Below are 16,899 nucleotides of genomic sequence, written 5' to 3'. Positions count from 1 at the left end.
CGGAGCCGGTGAAGCGGGCTCAGCGCACGAAGCGGACCTCGGTGAGCGTCTCGCCGAGGAACGGCTCGGTGTGGCTCGCGCCGTCGAGGGCGAAGCCGTTGCGCGCGTAGAAGCGGTGGGCGCGAGGGTTGTCCTCCGCGACCCACAGGTACGCCGCTTCGCCGGGTTCGATGGCCGCGTCGAAGAGCTGCTGGCCGATTCCCGTTCCATGGAACCGGTCGAGCAGGTAGATGAAGTACAGCTCGCGCTCGCGCGGGGCGTCGCGGTCGCGCGCCGGTCCCGATCCCACGAAGCCGACGATATCGCCGTCCGCGAGGGCGGCGAACATCTTGAACTCCGGGCCCTGCTGCGCCCAGTGCGTCCACAGCTCGGCGAGTCGCCGGGGCGACACGTTCTCGAGGGCGGCCTTGCTGATGAGGTGGTCGTAGGTCTCGTGCCAGCAGGTCGCGTGGACCCGTCCGAGAGCCTCGGCATCCACGTCCCGCACGGGACGGACGACGATGTCGGTCTGCGCTGAAATGTCGGTGGGGGCTTCCATGGCCAGACTCTACGGCGGGCTCACAGAAACACGAAATCGGCGCCGGAGCCCTCACATCGCCGCTCTGGGCAGACCGAGCGAACTGTGGAGTGGCCACAATCGATTTCCGCTGATCGCTGTCGAACCCGCTAGCATCGCGCTTCGTGAACGTATGGTGGCGGACCCTCTTGACCATCTGGCGCGCCAAGGCGATGCTGCGCCGCCGCGGCGCGTTGCCGCCGCGTACCGTCGGGCGGGTGACGCTGCACACTCTGCCCACCGATATCGATCTGCTCGGACACATGAACAACGGCCGGTACGCGTCGCTGTTCGATCTCGGCCGGTTCGACCTGCTGATCCGCACGGGCATCTGGGATGCCATGAACGCGCAGGGTTGGTACGCGGTCGTCGCCAGCGAGACGGTCAGCTTCCGCAAGTCGTTGCAGCTGTGGCAGCGCTTCACCGTCGAGTCGCGCCTCTACGCCCACGACGACAAAGCGGTCTATCAGATCCATCGCGCGGTCGTCGACGGAGAGGTCTATGCCGAGATGATCGTGCGCGCACGCTTCCTGCGTCGCAGTGGCGGCGTCGTCAACACGGACGAGCTCTTCGAAGCGCTGCACCGCCCGGACGATCTGCCGCCCCTGCCGCGGTGGGTCGCCGATTGGGCGCGCGACAGTGCGCTGCCGTCCACGAAGGCGCCGGCGCCGAGCCTCTGGGACTGATCGCGTCGAGCGCGCACGGAGAGCCCGCGGCCGTCACACCGATCGCGCACCGAACGCCTCGGCGAGTGCCTCGCGTACGACGCGGATGCCGGGACGGTTGCGACTGGAACGGCGCGCGGCCGTGAAGATCTCGCGCACCGGGTCGCCCGGCAGAGGGTGAAGCCGCACGCGCGGCGCGGTGCCTGCCCACAGCAGATCGGGCAGGAGGCCGACCGCGTGACCGGCCGCGATGAGCTCGATGTGGCCACTCAGATCGGTGAGCTCGAACCGTACGTCCGGCTCGAATCCCGCCGCACGGCACTGCTGCAGGGCCCACTCGCGGGCGGCCGTACCGCGCGGTTCCATGACCCATGCCCGCTCGCGCAATGACGAGAGAGAGCCGGCGTCGTCGGCGGTGGCGAGTCGGATCGGGTCGGTGCCGAGGACGTCACGGTCGAGTTCGGAGCGGTGGGGGCGGGTGAGGCCGGGATACTGCTCGGCGATCGCCAGGTCGAACCCGCGCGCGCCTAGTTCGAAGAGTCCCTCTTCGGGCGGCATCTCGGCGAGTTCGACGCGTAGCCGCGGCGCGCGGTCGGCCAGCAGACTCAGGGCCGTCGGCACGATCGTGCGTGCCGCCGTCTGCAGCACCGCGACCCGCACGGGCGCGACACCTGCCTGCAGCTCTTCCAGTTCGCTGCGGATCTCTTCATCGGCGTCGAGGGCGCGGGCGCCGTAGGCGGCAAGCGTTTCGCCGTGAGCCGTCAGCCGCACCCGGCGGCCATCCGGGACGAGCAGCGCCACCCCGGCGTCGCGCTCGAGTTGGGCCAGCTGCTGCGAGATCGTCGAGGGGCTGTAGGAGAGCGCCGCGGCCACCGCGGTGATCGTGCCCCGCTGAGCGAGCTCGTGGAGAAGGCGCAGCCGGCGCAGCTCGAACACGGGGCCTACCTCCTGAGTCGCGGACGGGCCGGGAAAAAGAACGGCTCCATCGAACGATATCCGTCGAAGATCATCGCTTTTGCCGAATCATATGCGTGCCGCACGCTGAACCCATGGACTCAGTGCACTCTGGAAGCGTGATGGACGACGAGACAACGCCCCCCTCCGCCTCCGACCTCGCGGAGCGCGCTGTCGCCCTCGCGCGCCGGTGGGTCGACGAGTCGGCCGCTGCCGACGTCGACCCGGCCGCCCAGCGACTGGCCGGCGTGCTCAAAGATCCCCAGGGACTGCCCTTCACCATCGGCTTCGTCGACGGCGTGATGCGACCCGAATCGCTGGGAGCTGCCGCAGCCAACCTGCAGCGAGTGGCGCCGCTCGTGCCCGAGTTCCTGCCCTGGTACCTGCGCGCCGCGGTGCGCGCCGGCGGTGCAGTGGCGCCACTGCTGCCCTCGCCCATCGTCCCGGTGGCGCGACGGGTGCTGCGCGACATGGTCGGCCACCTCATCGTCGACGCGCGCCCCGACAAGCTCGGACCCGCCCTCGAGAAGATCCGCGCGTCGGGAGCACGGCTCAACCTCAACCTGCTCGGCGAGGCGGTGCTCGGCGAAAGCGAGGCGCTCCGGCGTCTCGACGGCATCCACGAACTCATCCGTCGCGATGACGTCGACTACGTCTCCGTGAAAGTCTCCGCGATCGCCAGCCACATCTCGATGTGGGCGTTCGACGAGGTCGTCGACACGGTCATCGAGCGTCTGCTGCCGCTGTACCTGACGGCATCCACCTCGCCCGGTCCGGGCGCGGCGCAGACCTTCATCAACCTCGACATGGAGGAGTACCGCGACCTCGACCTGACCATCGCGGTCTTCACGCGCCTGCTCGACGACCCGCGGTTGCAACAGCTCGAAGCGGGCATCGTGCTGCAGGCCTACCTGCCCGACGCGTTGCCGGCGCTACGGGAGCTGACGGCATGGGCGCAGCAGCGGGTGGATGCCGGGGGCGCCCGGATCAAGGTGCGCCTCGTGAAGGGGGCGAACCTCGCGATGGAGCGCGTGGATGCCGTGATGCACGGTTGGCCGCTCGCGACCCACGCCAGCAAGCTCGACTCCGACGCGAACTACCTCCGCTGTCTCGACGAGGTGCTGCACCCGGAGAACACCCGGGCTGTCCGCATCGGCGTCGCCGGCCACAACCTCTTCGACATCGCCTACGCCTGGCTGCTGGCCGGCGAACGCGGCCTGAACGCGGTGGACGCGCCCGGCGACGACGTCGAGTTCGAGATGCTGCTCGGAATGGCGCAGGGGCAGGTTGCCGCGGTCTCGCGCGAGGTCGGTCACGTGTTGCTGTACGTGCCGGTCGTCCGTCCCGACGAGTTCGACGTCGCGATCAGCTATCTGGTGCGCCGGTTGGAGGAGAACGCGTCGAGCGACAACTTCCTCTCGGCCGCGTTCGATCTCGCCGACGAGCCGGCGATGTTCGCCCGGGAGCGAGACCGATTCCTCGCGTCGCTCGATCGCTCGGTCGATCCGGCCCTGCCGGTGGGGCCCCGTCGCCGCCAGGATCGCGCCGCCGAGACCGACACGGACGCGACGGACGCACCGGCCCTGACCCGGCCGGTGCCCGACGGGACGGACGGCGACCTGACACAGGTCGTGCTCGGCATCGCCAGTGGCCGCGACGACGGCAGCTCGTTCGTCGACACCGCTGTCTTCGACCTGCGCGAGAGCGCGGGAGCGGAGGGTGCGTCCGGATTCGCGAACGCCGCCGACACCGACCCGGCCCTACCCGCCAACCGGGCCTGGTCGCGCGACATCCTCTCCCGTGTGGAGGCCTCGACGGCGGGCGATGCAACCATCGCGGCGGCCCGCATCGACGCCGCTGACGCGCTCGAATCGACGATCGGCCGTGCCCGCGAGGCGGGTGCACGGTGGGGCGCCGTGCCCGCCGACGAGCGTGCCGCGGTGCTGCAGGCGGTCGCGCGCCGACTCGAGGCCCGTCGCGGTGAACTCATCGAGGTCGCGGCGAGCGAGACGGGCAAGGTGTTCGCTGAAGCGGATGTCGAAGTCAGCGAAGCCATCGATTTCGCCAACTACTACGCCTCCACCGCGCGAGAGCTCGATCGCATCAGCGGGGCGGTGTTCGTCCCCGCGGCGCTGACGGTCGTCGCGCCCCCGTGGAACTTCCCGGTCGCCATCCCCGCCGGCGGGGTGCTGGCCGCGATCGCCGCCGGATCGGCCGTCGTCTTCAAGCCCGCCCCGCAGGCCCGCCGCTGCGCCGCAGTTGTCGCCGAGGCCATCTGGGATGCGTTGGATGCCGCCGGCGTCGGTCGAGAGCTCGTCACGCTCGTCGACATCGATGAGGGCGAGTTGGGGCAGCACCTGCTTTCGCACCCCGACGTCGACCGCGTGATCCTCACCGGTGCCTGGGAGACCGCCCAGCTCTTCCGGTCGTGGCGCAACAGCCTGCCGCTGCTGGCGGAGACCAGCGGCAAGAACGCGATGATCGTCATGCCGTCGGCCGATCTCGACCTGGCGGCATCCGATCTGGTCAAGAGCGCCTTCGGCCACGCGGGCCAGAAGTGCTCGGCCGCGTCGCTCGCGATTCTGGTGGGGCCGGTCGGGCGCTCGGAGCGGTTCGCCCGTCAGCTGATCGACGCGGTGCGCTCGTTGCGCGTCGGGCCTCCGTCCGATCCGTTGAGCGAGGTCGGGCCCGTCATCGACGTGCCCCACGGCAAGCTCGACTGGGCGCTGACGACCCTGGAAGAGGGCGAGCGGTGGCTCGTCGCACCCGAGCTGCTCGACGAGGGCGGACCCCAATATGCCGGCCGGCTGTGGCGTCCCGGCATCCGCGTGGGGGTGCGACCGCAGTCGCGCACGCATCTGGAAGAGTTCTTCGGCCCGATGCTGGGCATCATGCACGCGAGCTCGCTGTCGGAGGCGATCGAGCTGCAGAATGCCGTCGCGTACGGATTGACGGCCGGCTTGTACACGCAGGATCCCGCCGATCTCGAGCTGTGGCTCGATCAGGTGGAGGCCGGAAACCTCTACGTCAACCGCGGCATCACGGGCGCGATCGTGCAGCGCCAGCCGTTCGGCGGATGGAAGCGCTCCTCGGTCGGAGCGGGCGCGAAGGCGGGCGGTCCGAACTACCTGATCGGTCTCGGCTCGTGGCGGCCCTCGGCGGGTGCGGCGCCGTCGTCGACACTGCACCTGCGCGGTCTCGACGGACGCATCACCGCGCTCATCGAGTCGGCGCAGCCCTCCCTCGACTACGAGGCGTTCGAGTGGCTGCGTCGCGGTGCGCTCTCGGATGCCGTCGCATGGGACCGGGAGTTCGGACGCGTCAAAGACGTGTCGCGTGTGGCGGTCGAGCGGAACCTCTTCCGCTACCGCCCGGTCGAGGTGGCGGTGCGGGCGACGAAGGATGCCGCGTGGCACGCCCTTCTGCGCGTCGTCGTCGCGGGCGTCCGCGCCGGTGGATCGTTCACGCTCAGCGCACCGGTAGGCCTGCCTGCCGCCGTCCGACGGGCGTTCGGTGACCTCGACATCCCGGTGTACGTGGAGACCGACGCCGAGTGGACCGCACGGCTCGACGCGGCCCGCGCCGACGGCGCCGCGCCGCGGGTGCGGCTGGTGGGCCCCGCGGCGTCCGTGGCCGAAGCGCACGCCGCCCTCGTCGAGGCGACGGCCGGCGATCCCGACGTGGCCGTCTACGCGGGCGAGGTGACCACCGCCGGGCGCATCGAACTGCTGCCGTTCCTGCGGGAGCAGGCGGTCACGATCACCGCCCACCGTTTCGGCAACCCCGACCCGTGGAGCGAGGCCGTCATCTGATGCCGGGCGGCGAGGGCGACGTCGAGGTGCGGCGATGGGCGGCATCGCGACGGACGATCAAGGCTCTGAGGTGATGGGCTGAGTCTTCTCGACCCCGGAGGCCGAGGAACTCTCTTCCGACGCGCGCACCTCGAGGCCGTCGATGATCGTGTCGATCCCGAAACGGAATCCCTCCGACCCGCTGGCGTCGGAAAGCAGCACCGGGGCGCCTTCCCGGGCCCCCAGGCTGTCGTAGAGCATGCGCTGCTGCTCCAGTGAGACATGCCCGAGGATGAAATGCAGCACCGTCGCTGCCGCGTGGCGCGTGGCTGCGGAGTCGAACGGGCCCGTCGCGAGGGCGTCTACGAGCCGTGACGTTGCGATATCGGAGCCCAGTCCCAAAGCCATCGTGCTCGAGACGATCTCGGCGCCGTCCCGGTATGCCAACAGTGCCTCGCGGAGGGCGATGGCTTCTTCTCGGAGCCGTGCTGACCACGCGTCATGGGGGATCGACTGCCGACGCGAGCCGATGATCCGGTCCGCGAGTTCTGCCAGCAGCGTCTGCTTGTTCGGGTAGTGCCAGTAGATCGCGCTCGGTTGAACGCCGAGCGCCGCGGCGAGACGGCGCATGGTGAAGTCCGGCAAGCCTCCCTCATCGACCAAGCGCAACGCCGTCGCGGCGACGTCGTCTGGCGACAATCCACGAATCGGCATGTCCGTGATTGTAGAACGTCACGATCGAGCGTCGGGAAATACGTTGCTAGCCTCCTGAACAACGTTCATTGAACACTGTTCAGGAGGAAGTCATGTCCACCGCTCTTCCGGTCTCTCGGGGCACCTATCTCGTCGATGTGATCCGACACTCGCGCGTCCTCGATGCGGCGCTGATTCTCTCGGGGGCGGCGTTCATCGTCCTCGCCGCCCGCATCACCATCCCGCTGGGGTTCACACCCGTGCCGATCACTCTTTCCACCTTCGCCGTGATGGTGAACGGCGCCGTATTGGGCTCATGGCGCGGAGCATCCAGCGCGCTGCTCTACCTCGTCATCGGCGCGCTCGGCGCTCCGGTGTTCTCCGCAGGGCAATCGGGCGTCTCCTTCCCGACGTTCGGCTACATCGTCGGCTTCGTCGTTGCGGCCCTCGTCGTCGGCCAGCTTGCTCGTCGGGAAGCGGATCGCAAGGTGGGTACCACGCTTCTTCTCGGCGGGATCGGCACGATCGTGATCTACGCCTTCGGGGTGCCGTGGCTGGCGGTGTCGCTGGGAGTCGACCTCGGGCGCGCGGTTCTGCTGGGCGTGGTCCCTTTCCTCGTCGGCGACGCCCTCAAGATCGTGGTGCTCAGCGCTCTGCTTCCAACGGCGTGGAAAGCGGTCGCGCTCCTGGTAGCCCCGACGTCGAAGCCGCGGCAATGAGCGCCTACGCGCGCCTCGTCGAGGCGGTTCTCGCGGGTCGTCGCATCGGCACCAGCGAAGCCCTCGGTGTGCTCGCCACACCGGATGAGGACGTCTTGGACCTCGTCGCGGCCGTCGCCCGCATCAGACGCGCCCATTTCGGCAACCGTGTGAAGCTGAATTACCTCGTGAACCTGAGATCCGGCATCTGCCCGGAGAACTGCAACTACTGCTCTCAGGCGTTGGGATCGACGGCGCCGATCCTGAAGTACTCCTGGCTGTCACCGGAAGAGGCCGTCGCGCAAGCGGAACAGGGCGTTCAGGGAGGTGCCACGCGCGTCTGTCTCGTTGCGAGCGGGCGCGGACCGTCTGACCGGGACATCGCGCGCGTTGCGGAGATCGCCGGCGCCATCAAGGGCCGTCGCTTCGATGTCGAGGTCTGCGCCTGTCTCGGGCTCCTGCGCGACGGTCAGGCCCAGCGACTCGCCGAAGCCGGAGTGGATGCCTACAACCACAACATCAACACTGCCGAGTCGTTTCACGACCAGATCGTGCAGACCCACACCTATGCCGACCGCATCGATACGATCTCGCAGGCGAAGGCTGCCGGGGTTTCGCCGTGCAGCGGTCTCATCGCCGGCCTGGGCGAGACGGACGAGCAGCTGGTCGAAGCGCTCTTCGCCCTGCGGGAACTGGGGGCCGACTCGATTCCCATCAACTTCCTCGTCCCGTTCGACGGCACGCCGATGGCGGGCAGGTGGGAGCTCTCACCGCTGAGGTGCCTGAAGATCGTCGCGCTGGCGCGACTGGTGTGTCCCGAAGCGGAGATACGCCTCGCGGGAGGACGAGAACTGCACCTCGGCACACTCCAGGGGCTTGCTCTCCACATCGCCAACTCGATGTTCCTCGGCGACTACCTCACCGCGGAGGGGCAGGCCGCCGCCGCGGATCATGCGCTCATCCGGGAGAACGGCTTCGTCGCCGAGAGCGCCCCGGTCCTCGAGTCTCGCGCCGCCGACGCCGTGCCGCGCCCCCGACGGCGGGGCGCGGGGACCGAGATCCAGGCGAACGCATGAGCATGCCCCTCGCGAGATCCTGGTGATCTTCCGTGCCGAGAATCCCCCTCGGGGAGAAACAACTTATCTTTCTGGTGATGCTCGGTTCGGCGAGCGAGCATATTCATGGCGCATCTGGGGAGCGCCAGACGGCGGCCGTCTCTGTCTTTCAGAAGCACAGGCGCAGGCTGAACCGTCTTGTGACACACCGGGGGGAGTGTCGCTCTGGGGCCGAGGAAACTACTCGACCCCAGGGCTCCCGCGGTCCTCCGTAGGAGTCATGAACTCGTTGACGAGGGCCCGCAAACCCAGCGCGAACAGCGTCCATCGGCCTTCTCCGATCTCGTCGGATGCACCGGCGTCGATCGTGGGATGCGCGATTCCTTCGATCGCGCGCAGAGCGAAGCCATCGGAAAGCGCCGCCATGGCCGCGGTGAAGTCCTCGATCGCCAGCGGCGCCTTCATCCGCATCCCGTAGGCATCCATCAACGACAGCGTGAAGGCGGAGAAGGCGTCGATCGACTCCTGGTGGCGCGCGTGACTGGCCTCTCTGAGCTCCGGCCAGGTTTCCGCCGTTGCGCGCAGCGCGAGCGTCACCAAGAACTGCTGGGTGTCGCGGACACGCTCGCGGTCGCTCGTATGCACCGAAATGCTCTCCACGTGTGAGGCGGCGGCGGCGCGGAGGATCTCGTCGCGCGACGCCCCGTCGGCGATGAGCTGATCGATGGCCGCCTGTGCATACTCGGTCGGTGTGCTCAGGCGCAGTCGCACCATCGACACGGCGAGATCGCGCTGATAGTCGTTCTGGTCGGCCCACAGTCGGTAGGCGGCGCCGGTTGTCAGACCCGCACGGCGCAGCACTTCTTGCAGGCGGATGTGCTGCACGCCGGCCGAGACGCCGCGCTCGAGCAGCATCTGCATGCCCACCCGCAACAGCAGCGCGCGCGTCTCGTCCCCCGTCCGGCGCGCCATGAGAAGAAATCTACTCACCTGCATGATCTTGGCAACCGGTTCGGCAGAAACGGTTCTGGCAGAATGGGATATCGGCGTGCCCCTCCCGCGTCATCGACACGGGATCCGGGCCTGTGGACAGCGTCCGCCGCGGCCCCTCGAATGACCGTCGAGGGAACGAGGAGCGAGAATGCCCGACCGGATCGCCCAGCACCGTCGATACCTCATGTGCCGGCCTGAGTTCTTCACGGTGAGCTACCGGATCAACCCGTGGATGGAGCCGACTCACCCCACCGACACGGCGAAGGCCGTCGCCCAGTGGCAGACGCTCTACGACACATATCTCGCCCTCGGTCACGAGGTCGAGCTGATCGACCCGCTCCCGGGCCTTCCCGACATGGTGTACACGGCCAACGGTGGCTTCATCATCGACGGCCGTGCGCTCGGCGTGCGGTTCCGCGTCGACGAGCGCCGCGGCGAGGAGCAGCCCTTCATGGACTGGTTCGCCGCGAACGGACTCGAGGTGATATCGCCCGTCGACGTGCAGGAGGGCGAAGGCGACTTCCTGCTTGCCGGCGACACGATCCTCGCCGGCACCGGCTTCCGGTCAGCCGGTGACAGCCACCGCGAGGTGGCGGGAGTCTTCGGACGCGAGGTCGTGTCGCTGCAGCTTGTCGATCCGCGGTTCTACCACCTCGACACGGCGATCTGCGTGCTCGATCCGGTGCAGGGACCCACGGGCGTGGAGGCGGCGAACATCGCCTACCTGCCGTCCGCATTCGACGAACCCTCCCGGCGTGTGCTCGAACAGCGCTACCCCGACGCGATCCTCGTCTCCGACGCCGATGGGGCCGTGTTCGGCCTCAACGCGGCATCCGACGGTCGGCACGTCCTCATCTCCCCGCGCGCGACCGGTTTCGACGCTCAGCTGCGCGAGCGGGGTTACACCCCCGTTGCGGTCGACCTGTCGGAGCTGCTGCTGGGCGGCGGCGGAATCAAGTGCTGCACACTCGAACTGCGAGGAAAGAAATGACCACGATCTCCTCCGACGACATCACCGCGGGGCTCATCGCCGCGGAAGAGTCCTCCGTCGCCCAGAACTACCACCCGTTGCCGGTCGTGATCGCTCGCGGCGAGGGAGCGTGGGTGACCGACGTCGAGGGCAAGCGGTACCTCGACCTGTTGTCGGCCTATTCGGCGCTCAACTTCGGGCACCGCCATCCCGCGCTCATCGCCGCCGCGACCGAGCAACTCGGGCGCATCACGCTGACCAGCCGGGCGTTCCACAACGATCGGCTCGGGCCGTTCGCTGCAGCACTCGCCGACCTCTGCGGAAAAGACCTCGTGCTTCCGATGAACACGGGCGCCGAGGCCGTCGAAACGGGCATCAAGGTTGCGCGCGCGTGGGCCTATCGCGTCAAGGGCGTCGCTGCGGATGCCGCGACGATCATCGTCGCCGACGGAAATTTCCACGGCCGCACGACCACGATCGTCAGCTTCAGCGACGACGACCAGGCCCGCGGCGACTTCGGACCGTTCACCCCCGGCTTCGTTCGGGTTCCATACGGGGATGCCGCGGCCATCGCCGCCGCGATCGACGAGAACACCGCCGCGGTGCTCGTCGAGCCGATCCAGGGCGAGGCAGGCGTGGTCATTCCGCCGGAGGGCTACCTCCGCGACGTCCGCGAGATCTGCGACCGCGAGAAGGTGCTGTTCATCGCCGACGAGATCCAGTCGGGGCTGGCCCGGGTGGGGACGACCTTCGCGTGCGATCGCGAAAGCGTCGTGCCCGATGTGTATCTGCTCGGCAAAGCTCTCGGCGGCGGCATCGTGCCGCTGTCCGCCGTGGTCGCCGACCGTGACGTGCTCGGGGTCATCCGCCCCGGCGAGCATGGATCGACCTTCGGCGGAAACCCGCTGGCCGATGCCATCGGACTTCGCGTGGTCGAGATGCTCGCCTCTGGCGAGTTCCAGACGCGTGCGCTCGCCCTCGGCGAGCACCTCCAGGGCGCCCTCGAGTCGCTGATCGGTCAGGGAGTGAGCGCCGTGCGCGTCGCGGGGCTGTGGGCCGGCGTCGACATCGACCCGGCGTACGGCACCGGTCGAGAACTCGCCGAGAAGCTCCTGGGTCGCGGCGTGCTCGTCAAGGACACCCACGGCCAGACGATCCGGATCGCCCCGCCGCTGGTCGTGCGGGCGACCGAGCTCGACTGGGCCGTCGAGCAGCTACGGCTGGTGCTCGCCGGCTGAGCGAACGCGTCTGCCTCAGGCGACGGTGACGGAGACGCGCGGCCATCCGGTCGCGCCGTCCGGCGCCGGCGGGGCGGAGGCCTGCGTCTGCGGCTGGCCGTCGGTGCCGATCGCCCGCGCAGTGATGGTGTGGGGGCCGGCTGTCGCCGCCCACGGCAGCGTCCACTGCACCCAGGTGTCGGCCGAGATCGCGGTAGCGAGGGTCGCCTCCTGCCAGTCGCCGTCGTCGATGCGCACCTGCACACCCCGCACACCGACATGCTGTTGCCACGCGACGCCGGCGATGACGGTGTCGCCGGCGGATACTGCGGCTCCGCGGCGGGGAACGTCGATGCGACTCGCGAGCTTGATAGGTCCGCGCTCCGACCAGCCGCGAGGAGTCCAGTACCCCTGCGCGTCGGAGAACCGCGTCACCTCCAGATCGGTGACCCACTTCGTCGCCGACACGTAGCCGTACAGGCCCGGCACGACCATGCGCACCGGAAACCCGTGAGCGATCGGCAGCGGCTCGCCGTTCATGCCGACGGCGAGGATCGCATTGCGGTCATCGGTCAGCGTCTCCAGCGGGGTGCCCGCGGTGAAGCCGTCGATCGACGTGGAGAGCACCATGTCGGCATCCGCCTGCACGCCGGCGCGAGCGAGGAGATGCCGGATCGGATAGCCGAGCCACAGCGCCGTGCCGATGAGATCGCCGCCCACCTCGTTCGATACGCAGGTGAGGGTGGTGACGCTCTCTTCGAGGGGGAGCGCGAGCAGCTCGTCCCAGCTGATCTCGACCTCGTTGTCGACCTTGCCGTGGATGCGCAGCTTCCATGTCGCCGGGTCGATCTGCGGCACCGCCAGGGCGGTGTCGATGCGGTAGAAGTCGGCGTTCGGAGTGATCGCCGGTGTGAGACCCGGGATGCCGAGGTCGGCCCCCGCCGGAACGGTGGCGGTCTTCACCGGCCGCGGCAGCGTGATGGCAGCCCGGACGGCCGTCGCGGCGCGGGCTCCGGCCTGCAGTGCCCACCCGCCGACCGCGGCCAGAGCTCCGGCTGCCGCGGCCCCGGCCGTCCACGTGAGGAACGTGCGGCGGGACGCCCCGGCCGACGGCGCCGCGTCGGGCGCGGCGGATGCCGTTCGGGTCGCCGTCGACGCGGCGGCGGCGCGCGGCGCCAGCAGGCTGAGGGCGAGAAGGGTGGCGCCCGCGCCCACCGCGGGGGGCACGATGGCGAGCGCCGGGGCATCCGCGCGGGTCACGGCGGCGCCGACGCCGATCAGGCCGAGCACCACGACAAGCGTCTGCGCACCGCCCATCGAGCGGCGCGCGATCAGTCCCGCCCCCGCGCCGAGCAGGAGCAGCACGATGGCGACCGCCACGATCAGAGCGGCCTTGTCGCCGGTGCCGAACAGGGCGATCGCGAGGTCCTTGCCCCACGGCGGCGCGAGGTCGATGAGCGCGGAGCCGACGGCGGCGATCGGGCTCGCCCCGACGAGCGCCCCCGCGAGCTCCGCGACGCCCGCCCCGAAGACCGCCGCTGCGGCGCCGGCGAATGCTGCCCGACCTCGTGAACCCGTGTGCATGCGCTGATCCTAAGTCGTCGGGCGACGACGGGGGCGGGATGCCGCGGCATCCACTGTCGACGTCTGCGCGGCCGGGCACAGGCGATCTGCCGAGCGCAGGCTGATTTCCTGCGTATCGGCCTGTCCCGGGGAGCGTGCCTGTGTGGGGGTGACTGCGAGCCCGTGGGCGCCTCGGCACTCTCCGTCCTCCTCGACGCTTCAGCCGTCACATTCAGGAAACACGGCCCGGACTAGGCTCATGGCATGGGTGACCTGTTCGACGGATACGGCTCGACGCTGGCTCCGCGCAAGACCGTCTCGGGCGTCGCGGCCTTCGACGAGATGTTCGCCGCGCCCGCCTCTCCCGGCGGGCCGGCGACGTCGCGTGCCGCGTACCGCGAGCTGTATCAGGCGCTCGCCAAACTCACGCAGGAAGAGCTGCGCGGGCGCACCGAGTCACTCGCAAGTTCGTACCTGGCGCAGGGCGTCACGTTCGACTTCGCGGGCGAGGAACGTCCCTTCCCGCTGGATGCCGTGCCCCGCGTGATCGAGTACGACGAGTGGTCGAACATCGAGAAGGGCGTGCAGCAGCGCGTCCGCGCGCTCGAGGCGTTCCTCGACGACACGTACGGCCACCAGCACTGCGTCCGCGACGGCGTGCTGCCGGCCGGGCTGATCGCCTCGAGCCAGTACTTCTACCGGCAGGCCGCAGGCATCCACTCCGCCAACGGCGTGCGCATCCAGGTTGCCGGCATCGACCTCATCCGCGACGAGCACGGCGAGATGCGGGTGCTCGAAGACAACGTGCGCGTGCCGTCGGGCGTGAGCTACGTCATCTCCAACCGTCGGGTGATGGCTCAAACGCTCCCCGAGCTGTTCGTCTCGATGCGGGTGCGGCCGGTGGGCGACTACCCCAACAAACTGCTGCAGGCGCTGCGTGCGTCGGCCCCGTCGGGGATCGATGACCCGAACGTTGTCGTACTCACACCCGGTGTCTACAACTCCGCCTACTTCGAGCACACGCTGCTTGCGCGCCTCATGGGCGTTGAACTGGTCGAGGGCCGCGACCTGCAGTGCGTGGGCGGCAAGGTGTTCATGCGCACGACCCGCGGACCGCGCCGGGTCGACGTCATCTACCGCCGCGTCGACGACGAGTTCCTCGATCCGCTGCAGTTCCGGGCCGACTCGATGCTGGGCGCTCCCGGTCTCATGCTCGCCGCGCGCCTGGGCAACGTCACGATTGCGAACGCGGTGGGCAACGGCGTCGCCGACGACAAGCTGCTGTACACGTACGTCCCCGACCTCATCCGCTACTACCTGGCGGAGGAGCCGATCCTCAAGAACGTCGACACGTGGCGGCTCGAAGAGCCCGACGCTCTCGAAGAGGTGCTCGACCGGCTGGACGAGCTCGTCGTGAAGCCGGTCGACGGGTCGGGTGGCAAGGGTCTCGTCGTCGGCCCCGATGCGTCTCCGGCCGAGCTGGAGAAGCTCCGCAAGAAGCTCATCCGCGATCCGCGCGGTTGGATCGCTCAGCCCGTCGTCATGCTCTCGACTATCCCGACTCTCGTCGAAGACGGCATGCGTCCTCGTCACGCCGACCTCCGCCCCTTCGCCGTCAACAACGGCGACGAGGTGTGGGTGCTGCCGGGCGGTCTCACCCGCGTCGCCCTGCCCGAGGGGCAACTGGTCGTCAACTCGTCGCAGGGCGGCGGGTCGAAGGACACCTGGATCGTCGGCGGCGAGGCTCCGCGTCGCGGCGACTACGCCGTCCGCACCTCCGGCGGACTTGCGGGGCTCGTCGCCGATCAGGCGTCGGTGACAGAGGCGATCCCGATCATCTACGACACTCAGGGCGAGCAGTCGCACTCCCCGCAGGATCGCCCGCTGAGCATCCAAGAACAGCAGGAACAGCAACAGCAGCAGGCATCCGCCCCTCGTGACGAGGAGGTGCCCGGATGCTGAGTCGCATCGCGGAATCGCTGTTCTGGATCGGGCGCTACATCGAACGCAGCGACGGTACCGCGCGCATCCTCGACGTGCACCTGCAGCTGCTGCTGGAAGACCCCTGGATCGACGAGGACACCGCCTGCCGCTCGCTCATGGGCGTGATGGGCTCGGTGCCGCCACCGGAATCGGTCGAGGTGACCCGTTCCGACGTGCTGACGAGCCTCGCTGTCGACCGGGCCAACCCGTCGAGCATCGCGTACGCCGTGCAGGCGTCGCGCGAGAACGCCCGCCGGGCACGCGAGATCGTCTCGACCGAACTCTGGGAGACGCTGAACACCACCAATTCGCGGATGCCGCGGCGCCTGCACAACGAGAAGGTGCACGAGTTCTTCCAGTGGGTGCGCGAGCGGTCCGCGCTCGCCGTGGGCATCACCGACTCCTCGACCAGCCGCGACGAGGCCTGGCAGTTCCTCACCCTCGGCCGGGCGATCGAACGCACCGACATGACCGCGCGCCTGCTCGCGACACGGGCTTTGACCGAGGCCTCCGGCCCGTCGTGGACGACCATCCTGCGCTCGTGCGGCGCCTACGAGGCATACCTGCGCACCTACCGGGGGATGCCGAGCGCGTCCAACGCCGCCGAGTTCCTGCTGCTGGACCGTCTCTTCCCCCGCTCGATCATCTACTCGATCGCCCAGGCCGAGGCCTGCATGCGCGAGATCGATCCCGTCGCCGACCGTGTCGGCCATTCGAACACCGTGCTGCGCGCCCTCGGCCGCATCCGCAACGACCTCGAGTACCGTCCCATCGGCGAGATCCTCAGCGAACTTCCCGACCACATGGAGCGCGTGCAGAAGGTCACCCGCGAGGCCTCCGAGGCGATCCGCGGCCGGTTCTTCCCGACACACGCCGAGCCCAGCTGGATCGGAGAGACCTCATGATGCGGCTGCGGATCGAGCACACCACCGGCTTCGCCTACCAGGGCGACGTCGGAGCCTCATACAACGAAGCACGGATGCTGCCGATATCGACCGACAGTCAGTTCGTGCTGAGTTCGCAGCTCGACATCGACCCGTCGACGAGCGTCAACTACTACCTCGACTACTTCGGCACCCGGGTGGCGGCGTTCGACGTGCTGGCCGGCCACAGTCAGCTCGAGATCACGGCGCGATCGCTCGTGGAGGTGCGCCCGCGCCCGCTCGAGTTTCCCGAGATGAGCTGGGAGCGTCTGGCCATCGAGAGCACGCGGGCGATCGCCACGGTCGAGATGCTCGGGCAGTCGGCGCGCACTGCGCCGCATCCGGAGGTCGCCGAGCTCGCGCGTTCGATCGCGGCTGCGCACTCCGAACCGGCGCGCGCGGCGCTCGCGATCGCGACGGCCCTCGGCGACGCGATGGAATACATGCACGGCGTCACCGGGGTGCACTCCACGGCCGCCGAGGCCTGGACGGAGCGCAAGGGCGTCTGCCAGGACATCACCCACATCACCCTCGGGGCGCTGCGTCACGTCGGCATCCCTGCGCGCTATGTGTCGGGTTACCTGCACCCCGTCCGCGATGCCGAGGTCGGCGTGCCGACGACAGGCGAATCGCACGCGTGGGTGGAGTGGTTCACCGGTGGGTGGCAGGGTTTCGATCCGACCAACAATGTCGAGATCGGTGACCGGCACGTGCTCGTCGGCCGCGGCCGCGACTACAACGACATCCCGCCGCTGCGCGGTGTGTACGCCGGCCCGTTCACGAGCATCCTGCACGTGAAGGTCACCGTCACCCGCGAGGCCTGACGCCGCGCTGCGTG

14 protein-coding genes are annotated in these 16,899 nt (G+C 69.2%); 9 read left to right on the top strand and 5 right to left on the bottom strand.

Annotated elements, in window-relative coordinates; all coding sequences use genetic code 11:
- Positions 1-19: 19 nt before the first annotated feature.
- Positions 20-538 carry a GNAT family N-acetyltransferase gene (locus ITJ43_RS08765; protein ID WP_194583459.1) on the bottom strand — a complete coding sequence of 173 codons (519 nt, stop codon included), beginning with the start codon at positions 536-538 and terminating at the stop codon, positions 20-22.
- A gap of 143 nt (positions 539-681) precedes the next feature.
- Between ITJ43_RS08765 and ITJ43_RS08760 the strand changes: the two genes are divergently transcribed.
- Positions 682-1,242: a thioesterase family protein gene (locus tag ITJ43_RS08760; RefSeq protein WP_194583458.1), complete on the top strand. Its 561-nt coding sequence runs from the start codon at positions 682-684 to the stop codon at positions 1,240-1,242.
- 33 nt (positions 1,243-1,275) lie between these two features.
- Here the strand turns inward: ITJ43_RS08760 and ITJ43_RS08755 are convergent, their stop codons facing one another.
- Positions 1,276-2,157: a LysR family transcriptional regulator gene (locus tag ITJ43_RS08755; protein ID WP_194583457.1), complete on the bottom strand. Its 882-nt coding sequence runs from the start codon at positions 2,155-2,157 to the stop codon at positions 1,276-1,278.
- A 113-nt stretch (positions 2,158-2,270) separates the two neighbouring features.
- On the opposite strand from ITJ43_RS08755, the gene ITJ43_RS08750 reads away from it, so the two are divergent.
- Positions 2,271-5,987, top strand: a complete 3,717-nt coding sequence (locus tag ITJ43_RS08750) for a proline dehydrogenase family protein (RefSeq protein WP_194583456.1) — start codon at positions 2,271-2,273, stop codon at positions 5,985-5,987.
- Positions 5,988-6,044: 57 nt separating this feature from the next.
- Here ITJ43_RS08750 and ITJ43_RS08745 read toward each other — a convergent pair whose 3' ends face one another.
- Positions 6,045-6,680 (bottom strand): TetR/AcrR family transcriptional regulator C-terminal domain-containing protein, encoded by a 636-nt coding sequence (locus ITJ43_RS08745; protein WP_194583455.1) that lies wholly within the window; start codon positions 6,678-6,680, stop codon positions 6,045-6,047.
- A gap of 92 nt (positions 6,681-6,772) precedes the next feature.
- Between ITJ43_RS08745 and ITJ43_RS08740 the strand changes: the two genes are divergently transcribed.
- Together ITJ43_RS08740 and bioB are read left to right on the top strand one after the other, a co-directional pair.
- Entirely contained in the window at positions 6,773-7,378 is a 606-nt protein-coding gene (locus ITJ43_RS08740) for a biotin transporter BioY (RefSeq protein WP_194583454.1), read from the top strand.
- Complete coding sequence (bioB, locus tag ITJ43_RS08735) at positions 7,375-8,433, top strand: biotin synthase BioB (RefSeq protein WP_194583453.1); 1,059 nt, start codon at positions 7,375-7,377, stop codon at positions 8,431-8,433. The genes ITJ43_RS08740 and bioB overlap by 4 nt, the downstream gene beginning before the upstream one ends.
- A gap of 219 nt (positions 8,434-8,652) precedes the next feature.
- Here bioB and ITJ43_RS08730 read toward each other — a convergent pair whose 3' ends face one another.
- Entirely contained in the window at positions 8,653-9,384 is a 732-nt protein-coding gene (locus ITJ43_RS08730; RefSeq protein WP_194583452.1) for a hypothetical protein, read from the bottom strand.
- A 169-nt stretch (positions 9,385-9,553) separates the two neighbouring features.
- On the opposite strand from ITJ43_RS08730, the gene ddaH reads away from it, so the two are divergent.
- Together ddaH and rocD are read left to right on the top strand one after the other, a co-directional pair.
- Entirely contained in the window at positions 9,554-10,396 is an 843-nt protein-coding gene (gene ddaH / locus ITJ43_RS08725) for a dimethylargininase (protein ID WP_194583451.1), read from the top strand.
- The gene (gene rocD / locus ITJ43_RS08720; RefSeq protein ID WP_194583450.1) at positions 10,393-11,613 is read left to right on the top strand and encodes an ornithine--oxo-acid transaminase; all 1,221 of its coding nucleotides are present in this window, start codon (positions 10,393-10,395) and stop codon (positions 11,611-11,613) included. Before ddaH ends, rocD begins: the two co-directional genes overlap by 4 nt.
- A 15-nt stretch (positions 11,614-11,628) precedes the next feature.
- Here rocD and ITJ43_RS08715 read toward each other — a convergent pair whose 3' ends face one another.
- A complete protein-coding gene (locus ITJ43_RS08715) occupies positions 11,629-13,176 on the bottom strand; it encodes a molybdopterin-dependent oxidoreductase (protein WP_194583449.1) in 1,548 nt (515 codons plus the stop codon).
- Positions 13,177-13,419: 243 nt separating this feature from the next.
- Between ITJ43_RS08715 and ITJ43_RS08710 the strand changes: the two genes are divergently transcribed.
- From ITJ43_RS08710 to ITJ43_RS08700, 3 genes are read left to right on the top strand one after another with little or no spacing between them, the layout of a single operon-like run.
- The gene (locus tag ITJ43_RS08710) at positions 13,420-15,117 is read left to right on the top strand and encodes a circularly permuted type 2 ATP-grasp protein (RefSeq protein WP_194583448.1); all 1,698 of its coding nucleotides are present in this window, start codon (positions 13,420-13,422) and stop codon (positions 15,115-15,117) included.
- The gene (locus tag ITJ43_RS08705; protein ID WP_194583447.1) at positions 15,111-16,043 is read left to right on the top strand and encodes an alpha-E domain-containing protein; all 933 of its coding nucleotides are present in this window, start codon (positions 15,111-15,113) and stop codon (positions 16,041-16,043) included. The genes ITJ43_RS08710 and ITJ43_RS08705 overlap by 7 nt, the downstream gene beginning before the upstream one ends.
- Entirely contained in the window at positions 16,040-16,885 is an 846-nt protein-coding gene (locus ITJ43_RS08700; RefSeq protein ID WP_194583446.1) for a transglutaminase family protein, read from the top strand. Before ITJ43_RS08705 ends, ITJ43_RS08700 begins: the two co-directional genes overlap by 4 nt.
- Positions 16,886-16,899: the final 14 nt, after the last annotated feature.

This window comes from Microbacterium sp. VKM Ac-2870, from assembly GCF_015350795.1.
GTDB lineage: Bacteria > Actinomycetota > Actinomycetes > Actinomycetales > Microbacteriaceae > Microbacterium.
The sequence above is the reverse complement of the archived record's forward strand: the minus strand, read 5'-3'. Positions and strand labels throughout refer to the sequence as shown.

Coding starts and splice junctions, on each gene's coding strand:
- ITJ43_RS08765 (WP_194583459.1), bottom strand. CDS start 538: ATGGAAGCCCCCACCGACATTTCAGCGCAGACCGACATCGTCGTCCGT.
- ITJ43_RS08750 (WP_194583456.1), top strand. CDS start 2,271: ATGGACTCAGTGCACTCTGGAAGCGTGATGGACGACGAGACAACGCCC.
- ITJ43_RS08745 (WP_194583455.1), bottom strand. CDS start 6,680: ATGCCGATTCGTGGATTGTCGCCAGACGACGTCGCCGCGACGGCGTTG.
- ITJ43_RS08740 (WP_194583454.1), top strand. CDS start 6,773: ATGTCCACCGCTCTTCCGGTCTCTCGGGGCACCTATCTCGTCGATGTG.
- bioB (WP_194583453.1), top strand. CDS start 7,375: ATGAGCGCCTACGCGCGCCTCGTCGAGGCGGTTCTCGCGGGTCGTCGC.
- ITJ43_RS08730 (WP_194583452.1), bottom strand. CDS start 9,384: ATGGCGCGCCGGACGGGGGACGAGACGCGCGCGCTGCTGTTGCGGGTG.
- ddaH (WP_194583451.1), top strand. CDS start 9,554: ATGCCCGACCGGATCGCCCAGCACCGTCGATACCTCATGTGCCGGCCT.
- rocD (WP_194583450.1), top strand. CDS start 10,393: ATGACCACGATCTCCTCCGACGACATCACCGCGGGGCTCATCGCCGCG.
- ITJ43_RS08715 (WP_194583449.1), bottom strand. CDS start 13,176: ATGCACACGGGTTCACGAGGTCGGGCAGCATTCGCCGGCGCCGCAGCG.
- ITJ43_RS08710 (WP_194583448.1), top strand. CDS start 13,420: ATGGGTGACCTGTTCGACGGATACGGCTCGACGCTGGCTCCGCGCAAG.
- ITJ43_RS08705 (WP_194583447.1), top strand. CDS start 15,111: ATGCTGAGTCGCATCGCGGAATCGCTGTTCTGGATCGGGCGCTACATC.
- ITJ43_RS08700 (WP_194583446.1), top strand. CDS start 16,040: ATGATGCGGCTGCGGATCGAGCACACCACCGGCTTCGCCTACCAGGGC.